A 19,448-nucleotide genomic window follows, 5' to 3' on the forward strand; every position below is an offset into this window, starting at 1 on the left:
ACCGTAAGGCCTTGCGAGGCCGCGACCCGCATGCTTCAAGGCGGCTTCAACGAACCGAGCCGCCATGTCGACAGCACTCCAAAACCACAGCCGCAGCCCGGTCCACGGCATGGTCCTGATGGGCGGCTGCATGCTGGTTTTGCCGCTGATGGACGCGATCGCCAAATACATGGCGTTGTACGAACACATGTCGCCGGCGCAGATCACCTTCTTCCGCTTCTTCTTCCAGTTGGCCTGCACGCTGCCCGTCCTGGTCGCACTGCACGGCCGGGCGGCCCTCACCGCAAAACGTCCCTTCCTCAACCTGCTGCGCGGCGTGCTGCACGGCGCGGCAAGCCTGATGTTCTTCATCGCGGTCAAGTACATGCCGCTCGCCGACGTCTTCGCCATCTACTTCGTCGAGCCCTTCATCCTCACTGCTCTGTCCGCGCTCTTTCTCGGTGACCGCGTCGGCTGGCGGCGCTGGCTGGCGATCCTGATCGGTTTCGGCGGGGCCCTGATCGTCATCCAGCCGAGCTGGGAGATTTTCGGCTGGACGGCGCTGCTGCCGGTCGCCTGCGCCTTCCTGTTCGCGCTCTACATGTTCTTGAACCGCGCCATCGGCGAGGCCGATTCGCCGATGACCATGCAGACCATGGCCGGTATCGGCGGCACGCTCTTCATGGGTGCAGCGATCCTGGTCGGCGACGGGCTTGCGATCCCGGATTTCGCACCGTCTCTCCCGGCGTCGCTGCTCGGCCTCGTACTGCTGATCCTGCTCGGATCGATCTCCGGCTATATCCATCTTCTGGTCGTGCGCGCCTTCCGGATGGCGCCGCTCTCGGTGCTGGCACCGTTCCAGTATTTCGAGATCATCGCCGCCACCGCACTGGGCTACGTACTGTTCGGCAATTTTCCGACGCTGTCGAAATGGGCCGGTATCCTGATCATCGTCGCCTCCGGGCTGTTCATCCTATGGCGCGAACACAAGCGTGCCGGAACGGCACAGGCCTGACAACGGGTTACGGACCGCTAACCCTTCCGATTGTCCGGTTGGAAACAGATCGCGCCTATTCTGTTTCGAGTTTCATGATGAAACGGGGATAGAAAGAATGGACGATCATCGTCTTTCTTTTCCGGCATGTGTGATCGCCGGGAAGACGGCGCTCGACGCCGCCGACATGGACAGATTGCGCCGCTACGCATTTCCGGAAGGGTTGCGCAGCCGACGCGACGTCATCGCGCTTCTCGGCATCAACAATCTCTGTCCCGTCAAATGTGCCGAATGGCGCAACTATGTCATCGAATCTGTCACCCTTTATCTTGTCGACGGCAGCGAACCCCGGGGCATCATCGACGACGTGTGGGGCCGCTGGCTGGAAAGCCTTCTTGCCAGCGACGGCGCGATCCATTCGACCCTCGAGCTTGAGATCGTCCTGCATGTCCTGGAGACGGCACGGTCGGTTCCCGAATTTCTGTCGACCCTGGCACTCGACCAGTTGCGCCTGGCGGTCTGCGAGGATCGCGGCGCTTACAGGCACTGGCGCAACAACGCGGGCTCCGGGGTCGGCCTCGACGATCTCACCTTCATCTACCGCATTCTGCGCGGCTGCGTGGCTCGCGGCAAGGTCGTCCTGAGCGCACCGCAGATTGAAATCCTGACGCGGATCGAGCGAGAGACGCCGGCGGGACGGGTGCACCATCCGGGCTGGCACGACCTGTTGTCGGCTATCGTTCCTTCCGAGGTCATCGCCAGGACCGGCAAGGCCCGATGGCTCAACGTGCCTGATCATGTTCTGCTGGAAGGCGTCAGAGCCGCCTGACCGCGACCTTGACAGCGACCGCCCAAAACGGTCCAAAGGGCGCATGGACACCAAGAACCCTCACCTTCCCATGGGCTACTCGCCCGTTCCACCCGGCAAGCTCGCCAACGTCGTCACCTGCCTCGAAATGCTCGAGCCTCCGCCAACGCGACCGGCGCCCGCCGGATCGTTGACGGTCGAACGCTGGCACAGCCCGTCAGTGGAAGACTACCGCGACCTGTTCCGGCGCGTCGGCGAGGACTGGATGTGGGTCTCGCGCCTGTTGATGGCGAAGGAAGAGCTGGCGGCCATCCTTGGCGACCCGGGCGTCGAAGTCTACACGCTGACGGATGGCCGCGAGCGGCTTGGCCTGCTGGAGCTCGATTTCCGCAAGGAGGGTGAGTGCGAACTCGCCTTCTTCGGCCTCGTTCCTGAAGCGATCGGCGGCGGCTCCGGGCGCCTGCTGATGAACACAGCAATCGGTCGCGCCTGGGAAAAGCCAATCTCGCGCTTCTGGGTGCACACCTGTAATTTCGATAGTCCGGCCGCCCTGCCCTTCTACCAGCGCTCCGGCTTCAAGCCGTATGCGGTGATGGTCGAGGTGAGCGACGATCCGCGCCTGACCGGCGAAATGCGTCGCGACGCGGCCAGTCATGTGCCGCTGATCGAAGTACCGTGAAGACCATTCTCGCCCCTTGAGGCGAACACGTCCGGCGTGCCAATGTCGGGCCGAAACAAAAGCAGATATGGAGGATACCATGGACGTTCGCGCCGCCGTCGCCACCCAGGCCGGCAAGCCCCTGGAAATCATGACGGTTCAGCTCGAAGGCCCGAAGGCCGGCGAAGTCCTGATCGAGGTCAAGGCGACCGGCATCTGCCACACCGACGATTTCACGCTGTCGGGCGCCGACCCGGAAGGCCTGTTCCCGGCGATCCTCGGCCATGAGGGCGCGGGCATCGTTGTCGATGTGGGCCCGGGCGTGACGTCGGTGAAGAAGGGCGACCATGTCATTCCGCTTTACACGCCGGAATGCCGCGAATGCTATTCCTGCCTCTCGCGCAAGACGAACCTCTGCACCGCGATCCGCTCGACCCAGGGCCAGGGCTTGATGCCTGATGGCACGAGCCGCTTTTCGATCGGCAAGGACAAGATCCACCACTACATGGGCTGCTCGACCTTCGCCAACTTCACGGTGCTGCCCGAGATCGCCGTCGCCAAGGTCAATCCGGACGCGCCGTTCGACAAGATCTGCTACATCGGCTGCGGGGTCACCACGGGTATCGGCGCGGTCATCAACACAGCCAAGGTCGAGATCGGTTCGACCGCCATCGTCTTCGGCTTAGGCGGCATCGGCCTGAACGTGTTGCAGGGTCTTCGCCTTGCTGGCGCGGACATGATCATCGGCGTCGACATCAATCCGGACCGCAAGGCCTGGGGCGAGAAGTTCGGCATGACCCACTTCGTCAACCCGAAGGACGTCGGCGACGACATCGTGCCCTATCTCGTCAACATGACGAAGCGCAACGGCGACCTGATCGGCGGCGCCGACTATACCTTCGACTGCACCGGCAACACCAAGGTGATGCGCCAGGCGCTGGAAAGCTCGCATCGCGGCTGGGGCAAGTCCGTGATCATTGGCGTCGCCGGCGCCGGCCAGGAAATCTCCACGCGTCCCTTCCAGCTGGTGACCGGCCGCAACTGGATGGGCACGGCCTTTGGCGGCGCACGCGGCCGTACCGACGTGCCGAAGATCGTCGACTGGTACATGGACGGCAAGATCCAGATCGACCCGATGATCACCCACACCATGCCGCTCGAGGACATCAACAAGGGCTTCGAGATGATGCACAAGGGCGAATCCATCCGGGGCGTCGTGGTTTATTGAGCGGAAAGGCTTACGATCGCGTCGACGTGCGGAGGATGGAAGACTTCCCCGCCGTCGAGCTTTACGAGATGCTGAAGCTGCGCGTCGACGTCTTCGTCGTCGAGCAGCACTGTCCCTATCCCGAACTCGATGGCAACGATCCGGACTGCCTCCATTTGCGGCTCTTCGATGGCGACGCCCTTGTCGCCTGCGCCAGGCTCTGGCGTCCGACGCCGGACCATCATCCCCGCATCGGCCGCGTGGCGGTCGCGCCTGAGCATAGGGGCAAGCGGCTGGGCGACGCGCTGATGCGCGAGGCGATCGCCGAAATCGAGAAGCGCCACCCCGGCGAGCCGATCGAGATATCGGCGCAAAGCCACCTGCGGAAATTCTACGGATCGCTTGGCTTCAAGCCTATCTCGGAGGAATATCTGGAGGACGATATTCCCCATGTGGACATGCTGCGGCGGGGATGAACTGATGCCTGAAATCTACGTCGATGCCGATGCCTGCCCGGTGAAGGCGGAAATCCTCAAGGTCGCGGAGCGGCATGGCCTGCCGGTGACCTTCGTCGCCAATTCGGGCCTCAGGCCTTCGCGCGATCCCATGGTGAAGAACGTGATCGTGTCAGGCGCATTCGACGCCGCCGACGACTGGATAGCGGAGCGGGCCGGCGATGGCGACATTGTTGTGACGGCGGACGTTCCGCTGGCGGGACGTTGTGTGACCGCTGGCGCCCTCGTAACGGGCCCCACCGGCCGCATCTTCGACAAGGCCAATATCGGCATGGCGACCGCCATGCGCGACCTTGGCGCGCATCTGCGCGAGACCGGCGAAAGCAAGGGCTATAACGCTGCCTTCACGCCACGCGACCGCTCCGCCTTCCTCGAAACGCTCGACCGGCTATGCCGGCGCGCCAAGGCGTGATAGCCAGACCGCACGATTGAACGCAGATGACGGAGGCCCCTTGCGGCTGGAGAGTATCCTATCCCGGCGCCACAGGGCCTTTATGATCGCCATTGCGACAGCGGCGGCGGCAGGCATTGCCTGCACCCTCATGCTCCCACACCTTGCGGTCGAGCTCTCCGCCGTTGTCTTCTTTTTCCTGTATCTCGTGCTGATGATGCTTCGCCTCCCGCATCTGACGGCGGACTATCTGCATGGCAGCGCGGAAGAGGCGGACGAGCCGGCACCCGTCATCCTTCTGGTCACCCTGTCAGCAGTGGGCGTGTCCGTTACGTCACTGTTCATCGCCCTCAATGACGGCGGACGCGTCGGACTGGCGGAACTGCTCTTCGCCTTCGCATCCGTAGTCGGCGGCTGGTTCGCAATCCATATGATGGCGGCCATGCACTATGCCCATCTCTTTTGGCGCCCCGATGGCGACAAGGCCAAGGGCCGCCATCATGGCGGGCTCGACTTCCCCGCCACGCCCTCCCCTTGCGGCTGGGACTTCGTCTATTTCGCCTATGTCATCGGCATGACGGCGCAGACCTCGGACACGGCCGTGACCACGACCGCGATGCGGCGCCTCAACCTGCTGCACGCGATCGTCTCCTATTTCTTCAACACCGTGCTGATCGCCGCCGCCGTCAACGGCGCGGTGCAACTGGCCGGCTGATCTCAATTGAAATGAAAGGAACAGAAATGAAAGTCATTTCCCAGAACACGGCCTTCGGCGGCATGCAGGGCGTCTTCTCCCACGAGTCCGAGGCCTGCAGGTGCGAGATGACCTTCGCCGTCTTCGTACCGCCGCAGGCGATCGCAGAGAAGCGGCCCGTGCTCTGGTATCTGTCCGGCCTCACCTGCACCCATGCGAACGTCATGGAAAAGGGCGAGTATCGGCGGCTTGCTGCCGAACTCGGCCTGATCATCGTTTGCCCCGATACCAGCCCGCGCGGCGATGACGTTCCGGACGAACTTACCAACTGGAAGATGGGCAAGGGCGCCGGTATGTACCTAGACGCCACCGAAAAGCCTTGGGCCGATCACTACCGGATGTACACATACATCACCGAAGAGCTACCGGCCCTGATCGCCGAACAGTTCCGCGTCGATATGGACCGCCAGGGCCTGCTCGGCCATTCAATGGGGGGCCATGGCGCCATGACGATCGCGCTGAAGCACCCCGACCGGTTCAAGAGCTGCTCCGCCTTCGCGCCGATCGTCGAACCCTCGACCGCCGGCTGGACCTCCGACGCGTTCGAGAAGTATCTCGGTGCCGACAGGGCCAAATGGCGCGAATACGATGCCTGCGCGCTCGTCTCCGATGGTGCCCGTTTCCCGGAATTCCTGATCGACCAGGGCAAGGCCGATCCCTTCCTCGACGAAGGACTGCGCCCGTGGCTGTTCGAGGAGGCGGTGAAGGGGACGGACATCAAGGCGACCGTGCGGATGCACGATCGCTATGACCACTCGTATTTCTTCGTCTCCACCTTCATGGACGACCACCTGCGCTGGCACGCCGAACGCTTGGGCTGAGTCTCGGTCGGCCCGCTTCGTCTATCGCGGCAGATAGGCGAAGCGGTCGAAGTCGGCGGCTTGTCCCCGCCCGCTCGTATCGAAGGCGAACATCCCGGTGAACGCACCGGTGAACGAGCCGTGCTCGCCGCGACCGCCCTCGTCGGAAACGACGCCTGCGTCAAGAACGGGACCGATCGCCCGCCATTCGTCCCGGCCGTTTTCGCTGATGTAGAAGCGCAGCTCGTTGTCGCTGACCTCCATCGCCAGCTCGACCGGCCCGTCCGTGACCGCCTCGCCCTCCCCGATCGGGAACGACAGCCGGCTTTCCGGATAATCGCCCGGGCAGCTGAGGATCGTCACGACACGGCCGAGCTTCTCGTGCAGGGTCACACCGATCGCGTGGAACTTGTAGCGGTTGTAGTAGTAGGTCAGACCCGCGACCTGCTGGTAGGTATCCGGAGAGAAGTCGAGCACCGTCTCCGCGCGGAAACAATGGCTTTCCTGGCGGCGTGCGACCAGCGACTGCTCGAACCAGGAACCGATGCTTTCGCGTCCGAAGAGCCTGAGATGGCCGGGTCGCGCCGCCAGACTGAAGAGCCTTGCAGGCTCGGGCGTGCGCAGCCACTGGAACTCCGGCGGCAGTTCGCCGTCGTCGAAATGCCGGACCGCGGCCGAGGGCGCCTCGGGTTCGACGTCGGTCGGCGACGGCACGAAGACCTCGGGCACCTGGGTCCCGTTTGCGAGATAAAGCCAGCCGTCGTCCTTCCAAACGCATTTCTGGATCGATGTCTCGCGGCCGAGCGTGCAGCGCCGCTTCGGCGCCAGTGGCCGGCCGCTCAGATGGGTATGATAGACTTCCCCATCCGGTGTCTCGACATACTGGCCATGACCGGCCCGCTGCAGCTCGGCGTCAGGATGGTCTTTCGAAGTGATCAGATGCGTCTGCGGATGCATTTCGTAGGGACCATCGATGGTGCGTGAGCGGGCCATCGTGACCGCATGGTCGTAGCCCGTACCGCCTTCGGCCGTCGTCAGGTAGTACCAACCATTGTGTTTGAAGAGGTGCGGACCCTCGACGAGGCCGAGGCTCGACCCCGGGAAGATGTTCCTGATCGGGCCCACCAGTTCCTTGGCGACTGGGTCCCATTCCTGCATGAGGATGCCGTCAAAGGCCGGATGCTTGGGAGAGCCGCCGTAGCTGGCGGTGCGATGGTTCCACTGCATGTTGAGGAACCACTTGCGGCCATCGTCGTCGTGGAACAGCGTCGGATCGAAGCCGCTGGAATTGACATAGACCGGATCCGACCATTCGCCTTCGATCGACGACGCGGTGACGATGTAATTGTGCGCGTCCTTGAAATTACCGTCGAAGCGCTTGACGTCGGTGTAGACCAGCCAGAACAGCCCGTCGGCATGGGAAAGGCATGGCGCCCAGACGCCGCAGCTGTCGGGATTGCCGCGCATGTCGAGCTGGCTCTTCCGGTCCAGCGGCCGGCGCACGAGCGTCCAGTTCACCAGATCGCGCGAGTGATGGATCTGGACACCGGGATACCATTCGAAGGTGGAGGTCGCGATGTAGTAGTCCTCCCCCACCCGGCAGATGGACGGGTCGGGATTGAAGCCCGGCAGTATCGGATTGCGGATCAAATGTGCGTCCTCCCAAAGGTTTCGAACTGCCCCTCATCCCCTGCCGGGACCTTCTCCCCGCTTGCGGGGAGAAGGAGGATGGAGCGCGGCGGTGCCACTTGTCCCTTCTTCCCGCGCGCGGGGAGAAGGTGGCGTCAGCCGGTTGAGGGGCCTGTCTTGCAAAAACTACTTTTTCCGCCGGGGCGGCCCTTTCCGTTCCGCCGAGGCGGCCCAGAGGTTGATGTCGGCGTCCCTGGCATGAACGTCGATCCGCGCCAGTTCGTCGTCGGTGAAGCTGTCGTTCTCGAGCGCCTTGACGCAGTCGATGATCTGCTGCGACCGGCTGGCGCCGATCAATGCCGAAGTGATGCGGCCGCGCCGCAGAACCCAGGCGATCGCCATCTGCGCAAGGGTCTGGCCGCGCTCCTCGGCAATGGCGTTGAGCGAGCGGATATTCTCGACATTGCGATCGTTGAGAAAGTTCGGGTCGAGCGAGCGGTCGAGCGAGGCGCGGCTGCCTTCGGGAATGCCATTGAGGTATTTGGCGGTCAGCATGCCCTGCGCCAGCGGAGAGAACACGATCGAGCCGATACCGAGGTCTTCGAGCGTGTCGATGAGCCCGTCTTCCTCAATCCATCGGTTGATCATCGAATAGCTCGGCTGATGGATCAGCACCGGTGTGCCCATCTCCTTGAGGATCGCATGGGCCTCGCGCGTGCGCTGCGAGTTATAGGAGGAGATGCCGACATAGAGCGCCCTGCCCGACCGGACGATGTGATCGAGCGCGCCGCAGGTCTCTTCGAGCGGCGTATCGGGGTCGAAACGGTGCGAGTAGAAGATATCGACATAGTCGAGGCCAAGGCGCTTGAGGCTCTGGTCGCAGGAGGCAATGAGATACTTGCGGCTGCCCCATTCGCCATAGGGACCCTTCCACATGCCGTAGCCGGCCTTGGAGGAGATGATGAGCTCGTCGCGCAGTCCTGAAAACTCGTCCTTCAGGATCCGGCCGAAGGCTGTTTCGGCGGTGCCGGCCGGCGGACCGTAGTTGTTGGCGAGGTCAAAATGGGTGATGCCGAGATCGAAAGCCGTGCGGCACATATCGACCTTGCGGTCGTGCGGCGTGTCGTCGCCGAAATTGTGCCAGAGGCCGAGCGAGATCGCCGGCAGCTTCAGACCGCTCCGGCCGAGGCGGTTGTATTTCATTTTCTCGTAGCGATCGTCAGCCGGTTGCCAGGCCATGGTTCTCTCCCTGTCTCGTCATGCGGGGCGGAGCACGTCTGCGCCCCGCCCGGACCATAAACGGCCAGCCTTCTATTTCAACAGGGCCTGCGCTTCCTCGATGCCGAGCGCCGCCGGCTGGGTGCAGGTGGTGGAGAGCTCGACGAAACGGCCCTCCTCGCCTGACTGCAGGATGGCCGTCATCACGTCGACGCCATGCAGCGCCCGGTCGAGCGAGCAGCGCGCATCCCGCTTTTCGAGGATGGCCATCGCCATGTCGGCGAGGCCGGCCGTGCGGTAGTTGGCGCGAGGACCTTGCGGGCTCTCCTGGTTGTTGACGCCGAACGGATGCTCCCAGGCCGGCAAAGGCTGGATGTCCTTGTTGCGGCCCGACGCTTCGACGAGACCGCCGAAAAAGTTCGGGTCGGGCACATAGAGCGAACCTTCGGTGCCGTAGAGCTCCATGTTGGCGTGACGGTGGCTCCAGACGTCCCAGCTGGCTGAAAAGGTGATGGTGGCGCCGTTCTGGAATTCCATCAGCGCGTGGATGTTGGTCGGCGTCTCGACCGGGATCACCTCGCCCGAACGCGGCTGGCTGGTGATCGTGCGCGTGGTGCTCGCCATGGAGGTGAGAGCGGCGACGCGCTTCACCGGGCCGATCAGGTTGATCAGATTGGCGATGTAATAGGGCCCGAGGTCGAGAATCGGTCCGCCACCCGGCAAGAAGAAAAAGTCGGGGTTCGGATGCCACATCTCCATGCCCGGGCTCATGACATGGCAGGTTCCCGAGGTGACCCGGCCGATGCCGCCCTGGTCGACATACTGGCGGGCGAGCTGATGCGCGCCGCCGAGGAAGGTGTCGGGCGCGCATCCGACGGAGAGGCCCTTGGCGCTCGCGATGCGCCGCAGCTCCTCGCCCTGTTCAAGCGTCAGCACCAGCGGCTTTTCCGAATAGACGTGTTTGCCGGCTTCGAGGATCGCCTTCGACACCGGAAAATGCGCAGCCGGAATGGTCAGGTTGACGATGATGTCGAGCTCGTCATTGGCGAGAAGCTCCTCCATCGGCTGGGCGATGACGCCGTATTCTTCCGCCCGCAGTTCAGCGGCGTTCATGTTGAGGTCGGTGCAAGCCAGCACCTTCAGCCCCTTGAAGAGCGGTGCGAGGCCAAAATAGGTGGTGGAGATATTGCCGCATCCGATGATGCCGACGCCGAGTTCGCGTGCCATGTGGTGCCTCGAAGGAAAGAAGGATATCAGTAGGTGCCGAACGACGCGATCGAGCGCGTGATGAGGCGATCGATGTCGTTCGGATTGTCGTGTTCGACGATGTAGTGGCGGACATTGAACGGCTTAAGCGCCGCGACCAGGCCCTTCCAGTCGACGGTGCCATGGCCGACGTCAGCCCACCCGTCCTCGTCGGTGTTCTCCCCAGCCGGCGCGATGTCCTTGACGTGGACGGAGGTGATGCGCTTGCCGTAGCTCTCGATCCACGAGAACGGGTCCGCCTTGCCCCGGATCACCCACGCGATGTCGGCCTCCCAGGACAGATCCGGCCCGCCGGCGAAGATCTGTTCCTGCGGCGTCGAGCCGTCGGCGAGTGTCGCGAATTCGAAATCGTGGTTGTGCCAGCCGAAGTCTAAACCGGCGTCGCGGAAAGGCTTGCCTGCTTCCTGCAGGCGTTTGCCGAACGCGAACCACCCCGCAGCATCCGTCGGCCGCTGGTCAGGCATCAGATAGGGGCAGTAGATTGCCTCAAGACCGAGCGTGCGGGCGATCGTCAGCGCCCGGTCCGTCTCCTGCTCCAGCATGTCGATGCCGAAATGCCCTGTGGGCATGGTCAGGCCGCAGCCATCGAGCTCGTCGCGAAGGGCCTGGAGACCGCTTTCGTCGAGCGAGGCGTAGAGAGCGCCATAGCCCTCGACCTCCCGGTAGCCAGCCTTGGAAAGCAGCGGAAAAATCTTCGAAAACGGCTGGAAATTGCGGGCGCTGTAGAGCTGGAAACCGAGACTGGTCATTGTCTTTCCTCCTGGATGCCGGACGGGGCCTCGTGCTCCGCGTCCGGAAACGTGGTCATCCCGCCGACTGGCAGGAATGAAGATCGTAGAGCCTGAAGGCCGGTACCGTACCGGCGGCAGGCGGTGAAGATGGCGTGAAGACGATCCGGCGGCTCCCGCCGGCTGGAAGGTCGAAAGCGTTGTCGGAGTACCGTCCGGCCATATCGCTCTCAACCATGATGTAAAGGGCAAGACCGGTCGCCGAGACCTCCAATTCGTAGGTTCCGTCACCAATGTTGGTAACGTTGAGATCAAGACCGGATGGCTGAAGTTCCAGCGCCTTGTAGCCTTCGGCGACGTAGTGCCCTTCGCCGCTCATGCCATTCGACGCGATGAAGCTCCAGGCGAGGATCGCGCCCGGCGGGATGTCGACGAGATCCACGGTCGCCAGAAGCCCTGCCCTGTCCGCTGCGCACTCTCCGCTCGCTGTCTTCAGCGGCACTTGCTCGCCCGTCATCGTCAGCGCGAAGATATTGGCATCGAGCGTCACCGGTTCGGCCGTGTCGTTGACCATCCGGAGTTCGATCGTCCCGCCCCCCTCCTCCGGAACCGGCATGACGTTTACCGGCTGGAAGAAACGCCGCGCCATGTAATGCATCGCCTTCCAGCCGCCGCCATGGTCGAGGCTCGACCACGAGGCGACCGGCCAGGTGTCGTTGAGCTGCCAGTAGAGCGTGCCCATGCAGTGCGGTTTCAGCGACCGCCAGTAGTCGACGGCGGTCTTGATCGCCAGCCCCTGCTGAATCTGACTCAGATAGACGAAATTGGCGAAATCCTTCGGAAAGCGGAAATACCGGAACATCGTCCCGGCGATCCGCTCGTTGCCGCCGACATTCTTCTGGTGCAGCTCCATCACCGGGGAAGCGATGTTCATGTCCTTGCGGTCCGCGAAACCTTCGATGACGGGCAGCGACGTGTAGGACTGGAAGCCGAATTCAGAGCAGAAGCGCGGCTTGACGCTCCGATAATTGTCGAACGACTTGTTCTCGTGCCAGACCGACCAGTAATGCATGTCGCCGGACCCGTCGGCATGCCAGGCGTCTCCATAGTCGAGATAGCCGGACGCCGGGCTCGATGGCCACCATATCCCCTCTGGCTCGGCCTTCTTCACGCCCTGCTCGATAACCCTGTTCAACCGGTCGTAGGCGACGAGATAGCGGTCACGGTTGTCGACCGATTCCGGGAACCAGGTGAGCGCGCCGACCAGTTCGTTGTCGCCACACCACAGCACGATCGACGGATGCGAAGCGAGCCGCTTGACCTGGTAGTCGACCTCGGCCGCGACGTTGTCGAGAAACTCGTCGCTGCATGGATAGAGATTGCAGGCGAACATGAAATCCTGCCAGACCATCAGCCCGAGCCGGTCGCATAGATCGTAGAACCAATCGTGCTCGTAGAACCCGCCGCCCCAGACGCGGATCATGTTCATGTTGGCCTGGATGGCCGACCGCAGAAGGTCTTCGGTCTTGTCGGGTGAGGTGCGGGAAAACAGCGCGTCGGCCGGTATCCAGTTGGCGCCGCGGCAGAAGATTTCGCGCCCGTTGATCCGGAAGGCGAAGCGGCTGCCTGCCTCGTCGGGGTCGGTCAGCAGCTCGACCGTGCGCAGACCGATCGTCCGGCTGACAGTATCGCCCGGCACATCGACCGTGAGCGTGTAGACTGCCTGCTCGCCGCTGCCGGCCGGCCACCACAGACGCGGTTTGTCGATGACGAAGACGTGGTTGACCTGCGTTTCGCCGCGCTCTATCCCGCAATCGAGACGGACGCGCTCGCCATCGAGATCGAAATGCACAGGCACGACGGCCGGATCCTCGGCGAAGACGGTGGCTGTAACGTGCAGTTCCACCGAGCCGTCGACAGCATGCACCTGCCGCGTCGTGACGTGCTCGATGCGCGCAGGCTCGAGCTTGCGGATCGCGACCCTGCCGTAGAGGCCAAGCGGCGACAGCGCGATGTTCCAGTCCCAGCCGAAATGGCATTGCGGCTTGCGCAGCATGTTGCCGTTCGGGATCGGCGAGTTCAGCTTCTGATAAGGGATGTAGAATGGTTGACGCGCCTGACGCTCGGCGCCAGCCGCGATCGCCGAATGGATGACGATCCGGATATGGTTTTCGCCCTGCTGAAGGGCGCGCGAGACAGACGGCCGGTAGCGCCGGAAGCAATTGTCCGCCGTCAGAACCGGAACGTCGTTGATGAACACCACCGCGACCGTATCGAGATAGTCGACGTCTAGGTACCAGTCGCCGTCGACATGATCGACCGTGAAGCTGCGCTCGATAACCCAGTCGCGCTCGGCGACCCATTGCACGGCCTCCTCGTTCCGACCGAAATACGGTTCCGGAATGACGCCCCCAGCGGCGAGCGCCGAGTGCACGTCGCCGGGGATCGGCATCGCCACCGCATGTTCGCCGTCGCTCGTGGAAGCCTGCCACGAACCTCTGAGGTCGATCATCTGGGAAGCGGTCTGCGTCATCGTCGTCTCTCATATCTGCCGGTCGGCCGTTGCAATGGGGCCGCGCCCCTCGTTGATTCTCGCCCCGCATTCGGGCGGAACGAGGCCGAGGAGCGGTTTATCCGTCAGATGCGCTCCTCCGTCACCGCATCGAACAGCGAGGCAACAGACATGTCAAAGCCGAGACGCAAGGCGTCGCCCGGCGAGAAGCGCCGCGTGCCGCCGATGCGGACGGCCAGTACGTGACCCGCGTGCTTGAGCCACAACAGGTTGTCCGCACCCATCGGCTCCTCGATGTCGACCACGGCGTCATGGGTTTCTCCGCCGGCGGGAATGTCTTCATTGATCCGGATGTGCTCCGGACGAACGCCGAGCACGACCTCGCGACCAGCCTGAAGTGGCTCCTGCGCCTGATATCCGTCGAGCGAAAAGACAGTCCCCTGCGTGACGAAGACGACTGCGCCGTTGCGCTCCTCCAGCTTTCCGTTGATGAAATTCATCGACGGGGAGCCAATGAAGCCGGCGACGAACTTGTTGATCGGACGATTGTAGATGGTCATCGGATCGTCGAGCTGCTGGATGACCCCGCCCTTCATGATGGCGATGCGATCCGCGAGCGTCAGCGCCTCGATCTGGTCGTGCGTCACGTAGATCATCGTGTTCTTCAGCGAATGGTGCAGGCGCTTGATCTCGACGCGCAGCTCCGAGCGGAGCTTGGCGTCGAGGTTGGAGAGCGGCTCATCGAACAGGAAGACATCGACGTCACGCACCAGCGCGCGGCCGATCGCGACACGCTGCCGCTGGCCGCCGGAAAGCTCGGACGGCTTGCGGTTCAAAAGCGGTTCGATCTGGAGGATTTCGGACGCACGGGCGACCTTCTCCTTGATCTTGTCGGAAGGCACCTTCGCGACCCTCAAGCCGAACGACAGGTTCTTCTCGACCGTCATCTGCGGATAGAGCGCGTAGGACTGGAACACCATGCCGATGCCGCGATCCTTGGGCTCTTCCCAGGTGACGTTGCGACCCTTGATGAATATCTGCCCTTCGGTCGGCTCCAACAGGCCGGCGATGCAGTTGAGCAGCGTGGACTTGCCGCAGCCGGACGAGCCGAGCAGCACCAGGAACTCGCCGTCGCGAACCTCGAGATCGAGGTTCTTCAACACTTTGACCGCTCCGAACGAAAGCGAGAGATCGCGGATGGATACGCTGTTGGTCATGGATTACCCCTTCACTGCGCCTGCGGCGATACCGCGGACGAAAAGCCGGCCTGAAACGAAATAGACGATGAGGGGAACGGCGCCCGTCAGAAGCGTCGCGGCCATGTTGACATTGTACTCCTTCACACCCTGGACGGAGTTGACGATATTGTTGAGCTGCACGGTCATCGGATAGGTGTCCGGGCGGGTAAAGACCACGCCGAACAGGAAGTCGTTCCAGATGCCGGTGATCTGGATGATCATCGCGACGACGAAGATCGGCAGCGACATCGGCAGCATGATCTTCAGATAGATCTGCCAGAATCCGGCGCCGTCGATGCGCGCCGCCTTGAACAGCTCGACCGGCAGCGACGAGAAGTAGTTGCGGAACAAAAGCGTCAGGATCGGCATGCCGAAGATCGTGTGAACGATCACGAGACCGGTCAGCGTTCCATAGATGCCGAGTTCGCGCAGCGCGATGACAACCGGATAGATCATCACCTGATAGGGAATGAAGGCGCCGATGATCAGGATCGAGAAGAACAGCTCCGATCCCTTGAACCGCCAGTTTGCAAGCGAGTAGCCGCTGACCGAGGCGACGAAGATCGACACGACGACCGACGGAACGAGGATCCGGACCGAGTTCCAGAAGCCGCGCGAAAGGCCGTCGCAGTTGAGGCCCGTGCACGCCTCCGCCCAGGCCTTGACCCAGGGCTCGAAGGTGATCTCCATCGGCGGCGAGAAGATGTTGCCCATGCGGATCTCGGGCATGCCTTTCAGCGACGTCACCACCATGACGTAGAGCGGCAGCAGGTAGTAGAGGGCCGCGACGAACAGTGTGCCATAGAGGATGATGTTGCGGCGCGACAGCGTCCGGCGCGGACGGCGCCCGCGCGGGCCGGAGACATCGGGCGCGACGGCATCGACACCTGCGGCGGTGGTATTGAGTGAGGATACGTTAGCCACGCTTCTTCCCTCCGAACTCGAGATAGGCCCACGGAATAATGATGATCGCGACTGTGATCAGCATCATGGTCGAAGCGGCGAAGCCCTGGCCGAGATTCTGGGCCTGGAACATGTAATCGTAGACGTATTTGGCCGGCACTTCGGACGCATTGCCCGGACCGCCGCTGGTTTGCGCCACCACGAGGTCGTAGACCTTGACGATACCGCTGGCGATGATCACCAGCGTGGTGATGAACACCGGGCGCATCATCGGGATGACGATGAAAAGATAGGTGCGCCACATCGGAATGCCGTCGACGCGGGCCGCCTTCCAGATGTCCTCGTCGATGCCGCGCAGGCCGGCAAGCATCAGACACATCACAAGGCCAGTCCCCTGCCACAATCCGGCAATCAGTATGCCATAAATGACGATGTCGGGATTATAGAGCGGATCGAACCGGAAACTCTCCCAGCCGAGCGACCGCACGATGCCCTCGACGCCGAATTCCGGGTTCAGGATCCATTGCCAGACGAGGCCCGTGACGATGAAGGAGAGTGCGAACGGATAGAGGAAAATGGTGCGGAAGACGTTCTCGAACCGGATCTTCTGGTCCATCAGCGCCGCAAGCAGGAAGCCGATCACCAGGCTGAAGATCAGCGAGAGGATGCCGTAGATGGCGAGATTCTGGATCGAGATGATCCAGCGCGATGTGTTCCACAGCCGCTCGTACTGGTCGAAGCCGACAAAGTTCGCGCGCGGGAGCAGCTTGGAATTCGTGAACGAATAGACGATGGTCCAGATCGAGCCCCCGAAGAAGATGCCGACGGCAATCAGGATCATCGGAATGGAGGCAATCTTGGAATTCAGATTGCGGAAAAGCTGGTTGGGGCGTTTGGCAGGCGCGTGACCTGTCATCTCGTTTCCTCCTCGAGCGCTTTATCGCCGGAACACGGGGACGCGTGGCGTCAAAGCCGTCGCCGCCGAATGGTGCGGGCCAGAGACATGCCGATCCGGCCGGAGCCCGCGCGGGTTCCGGCCGGATGCAATTGTTCTCGATCAGTCGGCGGAGCCGATGATGTCGGCGAAGCGTTCCTGTGCCGCCTCGGGCGTCATCGAGTTGCTGGCGAAGAACTCGGTCAGAAGGTCTTCCTTCTGCTTCTGGCTGTCGGCCGAAAGCGCCTGGTCGGTACTGGTGAGCGCATTGCCGGCGGCAACGATCTCCAGACCCTTCTTCATGCAGTCGTTGGCGGCCGACAGGTCGACGTCGCCACGAACCGGAAGAGAGCCCTTTTTGAGGTTGAAGGCGACCTGGGTGGCCGGATCGAGCATCGTCTGCGCGAGCACGTCCTGGGCCTTCGACTTCTCCTCGTCCTGAAGAACCGGGAAGTAGAACGCGTCACCGCCTGTGGTGATGTAGGGGCTGAGACCAAGACCTGGAAGGCAAGTGTAGTCCTTGCCGGCGACCTGTCCGGCAACCTGGAACTCGCCCTGGGCCCAGTCGCCCATGACCTGACCACCGGCCTTGCCAGTGATCACCAGGTTGGTCGCCTGGTTCCAGTCCTGCACATTGCTGCCGGCGGCCATTTCGCGGGCCTGGGCAGCGGCCTGGAACACCTTCGCCATTTCCGGACCAGCCGCGGCGTCGGCGTCCTTCTTGACGAACACGTTTTCGAACAGGTCCTTACCGCCGAGGTTCAGCACCAGCACGTCGAACAGACCACCGGACTGCCAGGCCTGGCCGCCGAGGGCGAGCGGCTGCAGACCGGCTTCACGAAGCTTCGGCGCAGCGGCAACGAACTCGTTCCAGTCCTTCGGAACCGGGACGCCCGCCTTTTCGAAGGCTGCGTTCGACAGCCAGAGCCACTGCCACGAATGGATATTGATCGGCGCGCAATAAATCTTGCCATCGATGGTGCAGCTATCGAGCAGCGACGACGGCTTGATGATGTCCTTCCACTTGCCGGCTTCGGCGACAGCCGTGAGGTCGCGCATCAAGCCTGCCTCGACAAGCTCCTGCGCCTGACGACCGTGGTTGAACTGGGTTGCGCCCATCGGGTCGCCGCCGGTGATGCGGCTGATCATGATCGGCCGGGCGGTGCTGCCGGCACCGGCAATGGCGCCGTCGATCCACTTGTTGCCGGTGGCGTCGAAAGCCTTGGCGAGTTCAGCGACCGCAGCCGCTTCGCCACCGGATGTCCACCAATGGGTTACTTCGAGATCGGTTGCCTGCGCCAAACCGAACGGCATGACGACGGTTGCCGCCAATGCGGCTGCAAAGCTACGAAAATTCATGAGTCTCCTCCCTCACTGAAACGTTGCCGTAAAAACTTATTCGAAACGATTTAGGGACGCAACCGTCCCACAGAAGAAAAAATTCATTCGCCGGCAAATCCCGCAATGATTGCATCCCAATACCTGTAACCAAATACATGCGCAGCGCATATTTTTGCGACGCAATAAGCGAAAAAAGGCGTTTTCTCGATGGGTTTTACGCATTCAAAGCCTTGAAGTCTCCCTCTGCCGAATAGTACTCGCCTTCGCATCCGCACAACCGAACATCAATATCTCGTGCTTCAATCAGCGGTTATCCTAACAACCGCCGGGCGTAAATTTTCCTCGACATTTCTACTGTATCGTTACAGATTTACCGCTTTCAGCGCTGTGCGGCCGTGACCGCGTGGCATTGGACGAACGTGATTTAGGTCGTATAAGAACAATACAGACACACGGGGCGGGAATGGCTGAGGCATACGAGGGGGACCGCGCGAGACTCGCGGCCATGCGCGAAAGACCGACACTGAAGACGATAGCCTTCATGACGGGCCTGGGCATAACGACGGTGTCGCGTGCGCTCAAAGACGCGCCAGATATCGGAGCGGAAACCAAGGAACGCGTGCGGATGGTGGCGCGGCAGCTCGGCTACCAGCCGAACCGCGCGGGCGTGCGCCTGAGGACCGGCAAGACCAACGTGATCGCCCTGGTGCTGTCGATCGACGAGGAGATCATGGGCTTTTCCAGCCAGATGATCTTCGGCATTTCCGAAGTGCTGAGCGGTACGCCCTATCACGTCGTCGTCACGCCCCACTCGCACAGCAAGGATCCGATGCTGCCGGTGCGCTACATCCTCGACACCGGATCGGCCGACGGCGTCATCATCTCGCGCATCGAGCCGGATGACCCGAGGGTCAGGCTGCTGGAAGAGCGCAACATGCCATTCGCGACCCACGGCCGCACGAGCGGCGGCGTCGTTCATCCCTATCACGACTTCGACAACGAGGCCTTCGGCTACACCGCCGTCGAGAAACTCGTGAAGCGCGGTCGCCGCCGGATCGCTTTGCTCTCTCCGCCGAAGTCACTCACCTATTGCGCCCACACCCGTGCCGGCTTCGATCGGGCGCTCAAGGGTTGCGACGCCAGCGAAGTGCCGGTCTCCGTGGACATCGATACGCCGCTCGCCGACCTCAACGGTGCGATGGAGGCGCTGATGCGCTCTCCGGAACGGCCTGATGGCATCGTCTGCTCATCGAGCAGTGCCGCGATCGCCGCCAACGCCGCGATCGAGACGGCCGGACTGAAGCTTGGGCACGATGTCGATCTCGTCTCCAAGCAGGGCCTGCCGATCCTTAACTGGATTCGCCCGGAGATCATCACGGCGCTGGAGGATGTCCGCCTTGCCGGACGCGAACTCGCCAAGGCTGTCATCGCCCGCATCGACGGCATTTCACCCGATCTGCTGCAGAGCATCAGCCAGCCGGCCTGGCCGGACGAGACGCGTTAGTTCTGCTATTTCCGCCCCGGTTCTTTGGTGCAAAAATGACCCGCGATCCGGGTGCAGCCTACCCTTGAC

18 protein-coding genes are annotated in these 19,448 nt (G+C 62.5%); 9 read left to right on the plus strand and 9 right to left on the minus strand.

Going from position 1 to position 19,448, the window contains the following annotated elements; all coding sequences use genetic code 11:
• Window positions 1-64: 64 nt before the first annotated feature.
• The 8 genes from J5J09_RS12125 to fghA all read left to right on the plus strand — a co-directional run bounded on the left by J5J09_RS12125 (window position 65) and on the right by fghA (window position 6,127).
• Entirely contained in the window at window positions 65-994 is a 930-nt protein-coding gene (locus J5J09_RS12125) for a DMT family transporter (RefSeq protein WP_246745831.1), read from the plus strand.
• 97 nt (window positions 995-1,091) lie between these two features.
• A complete protein-coding gene (locus J5J09_RS12130; protein WP_208551131.1) occupies window positions 1,092-1,802 on the plus strand; it encodes a hypothetical protein in 711 nt (236 codons plus the stop codon).
• 43 nt (window positions 1,803-1,845) lie between these two features.
• Window positions 1,846-2,460: a GNAT family N-acetyltransferase gene (locus tag J5J09_RS12135; protein ID WP_208551134.1), complete on the plus strand. Its 615-nt coding sequence runs from the start codon at window positions 1,846-1,848 to the stop codon at window positions 2,458-2,460.
• A 79-nt stretch (window positions 2,461-2,539) separates the two neighbouring features.
• A complete protein-coding gene (locus tag J5J09_RS12140; protein ID WP_208551140.1) occupies window positions 2,540-3,667 on the plus strand; it encodes an S-(hydroxymethyl)glutathione dehydrogenase/class III alcohol dehydrogenase in 1,128 nt (375 codons plus the stop codon).
• A gap of 35 nt (window positions 3,668-3,702) precedes the next feature.
• A complete protein-coding gene (locus J5J09_RS12145) occupies window positions 3,703-4,122 on the plus strand; it encodes a GNAT family N-acetyltransferase (RefSeq protein ID WP_208551154.1) in 420 nt (139 codons plus the stop codon).
• Between the two features lie 4 nt (window positions 4,123-4,126).
• On the plus strand, window positions 4,127-4,573 hold the full coding sequence (locus J5J09_RS12150) for a YaiI/YqxD family protein (protein WP_208551157.1): 447 nt from the start codon (window positions 4,127-4,129) through the stop codon (window positions 4,571-4,573).
• 82 nt (window positions 4,574-4,655) lie between these two features.
• The gene (locus J5J09_RS12155) at window positions 4,656-5,267 is read left to right on the plus strand and encodes a DUF1345 domain-containing protein (protein ID WP_208551161.1); all 612 of its coding nucleotides are present in this window, start codon (window positions 4,656-4,658) and stop codon (window positions 5,265-5,267) included.
• Between the two features lie 26 nt (window positions 5,268-5,293).
• On the plus strand, window positions 5,294-6,127 hold the full coding sequence (gene fghA, locus J5J09_RS12160) for an S-formylglutathione hydrolase (RefSeq protein ID WP_208551169.1): 834 nt from the start codon (window positions 5,294-5,296) through the stop codon (window positions 6,125-6,127).
• Window positions 6,128-6,148: 21 nt separating this feature from the next.
• Here fghA and J5J09_RS12165 read toward each other — a convergent pair whose 3' ends face one another.
• The 9 genes from J5J09_RS12165 to J5J09_RS12205 all read right to left on the minus strand — a co-directional run bounded on the left by J5J09_RS12165 (window position 6,149) and on the right by J5J09_RS12205 (window position 17,893).
• Entirely contained in the window at window positions 6,149-7,756 is a 1,608-nt protein-coding gene (locus J5J09_RS12165; RefSeq protein WP_208551170.1) for a glycoside hydrolase family 43 protein, read from the minus strand.
• Window positions 7,757-7,921: 165 nt separating this feature from the next.
• Window positions 7,922-8,974, minus strand: a complete 1,053-nt coding sequence (gene mgrA, locus J5J09_RS12170; protein WP_208551171.1) for an L-glyceraldehyde 3-phosphate reductase — start codon at window positions 8,972-8,974, stop codon at window positions 7,922-7,924.
• A 72-nt stretch (window positions 8,975-9,046) separates the two neighbouring features.
• Window positions 9,047-10,180 (minus strand): Gfo/Idh/MocA family oxidoreductase, encoded by a 1,134-nt coding sequence (locus J5J09_RS12175; protein ID WP_208551172.1) that lies wholly within the window; start codon window positions 10,178-10,180, stop codon window positions 9,047-9,049.
• A gap of 26 nt (window positions 10,181-10,206) precedes the next feature.
• Window positions 10,207-10,968, minus strand: coding sequence for a sugar phosphate isomerase/epimerase (locus J5J09_RS12180; RefSeq protein ID WP_208551173.1), 762 nt, complete (start codon window positions 10,966-10,968; stop codon window positions 10,207-10,209).
• A gap of 55 nt (window positions 10,969-11,023) precedes the next feature.
• On the minus strand, window positions 11,024-13,480 hold the full coding sequence (locus tag J5J09_RS12185; protein ID WP_208551174.1) for a glycoside hydrolase family 2 protein: 2,457 nt from the start codon (window positions 13,478-13,480) through the stop codon (window positions 11,024-11,026).
• Window positions 13,481-13,584: 104 nt separating this feature from the next.
• Window positions 13,585-14,676 (minus strand): ABC transporter ATP-binding protein, encoded by a 1,092-nt coding sequence (locus tag J5J09_RS12190; RefSeq protein ID WP_208551175.1) that lies wholly within the window; start codon window positions 14,674-14,676, stop codon window positions 13,585-13,587.
• A 3-nt stretch (window positions 14,677-14,679) separates the two neighbouring features.
• A complete protein-coding gene (locus J5J09_RS12195; RefSeq protein ID WP_208551176.1) occupies window positions 14,680-15,621 on the minus strand; it encodes a carbohydrate ABC transporter permease in 942 nt (313 codons plus the stop codon).
• On the minus strand, window positions 15,614-16,516 hold the full coding sequence (locus J5J09_RS12200; protein WP_208551177.1) for a sugar ABC transporter permease: 903 nt from the start codon (window positions 16,514-16,516) through the stop codon (window positions 15,614-15,616). Before J5J09_RS12200 ends, J5J09_RS12195 begins: the two co-directional genes overlap by 8 nt.
• Before the next feature lie 141 nt (window positions 16,517-16,657).
• Complete coding sequence (locus J5J09_RS12205) at window positions 16,658-17,893, minus strand: ABC transporter substrate-binding protein (RefSeq protein ID WP_208551178.1); 1,236 nt, start codon at window positions 17,891-17,893, stop codon at window positions 16,658-16,660.
• Window positions 17,894-18,338: 445 nt separating this feature from the next.
• Here J5J09_RS12205 and J5J09_RS12210 point away from each other — a divergent pair, with 445 nt between their 5' ends.
• Complete coding sequence (locus tag J5J09_RS12210; protein ID WP_208551179.1) at window positions 18,339-19,379, plus strand: LacI family transcriptional regulator; 1,041 nt, start codon at window positions 18,339-18,341, stop codon at window positions 19,377-19,379.
• Window positions 19,380-19,448 lie beyond the last annotated feature (69 nt).

The organism is Ciceribacter sp. L1K22, assembly GCF_017599385.1.
Lineage (GTDB): Bacteria > Pseudomonadota > Alphaproteobacteria > Rhizobiales > Rhizobiaceae > Allorhizobium.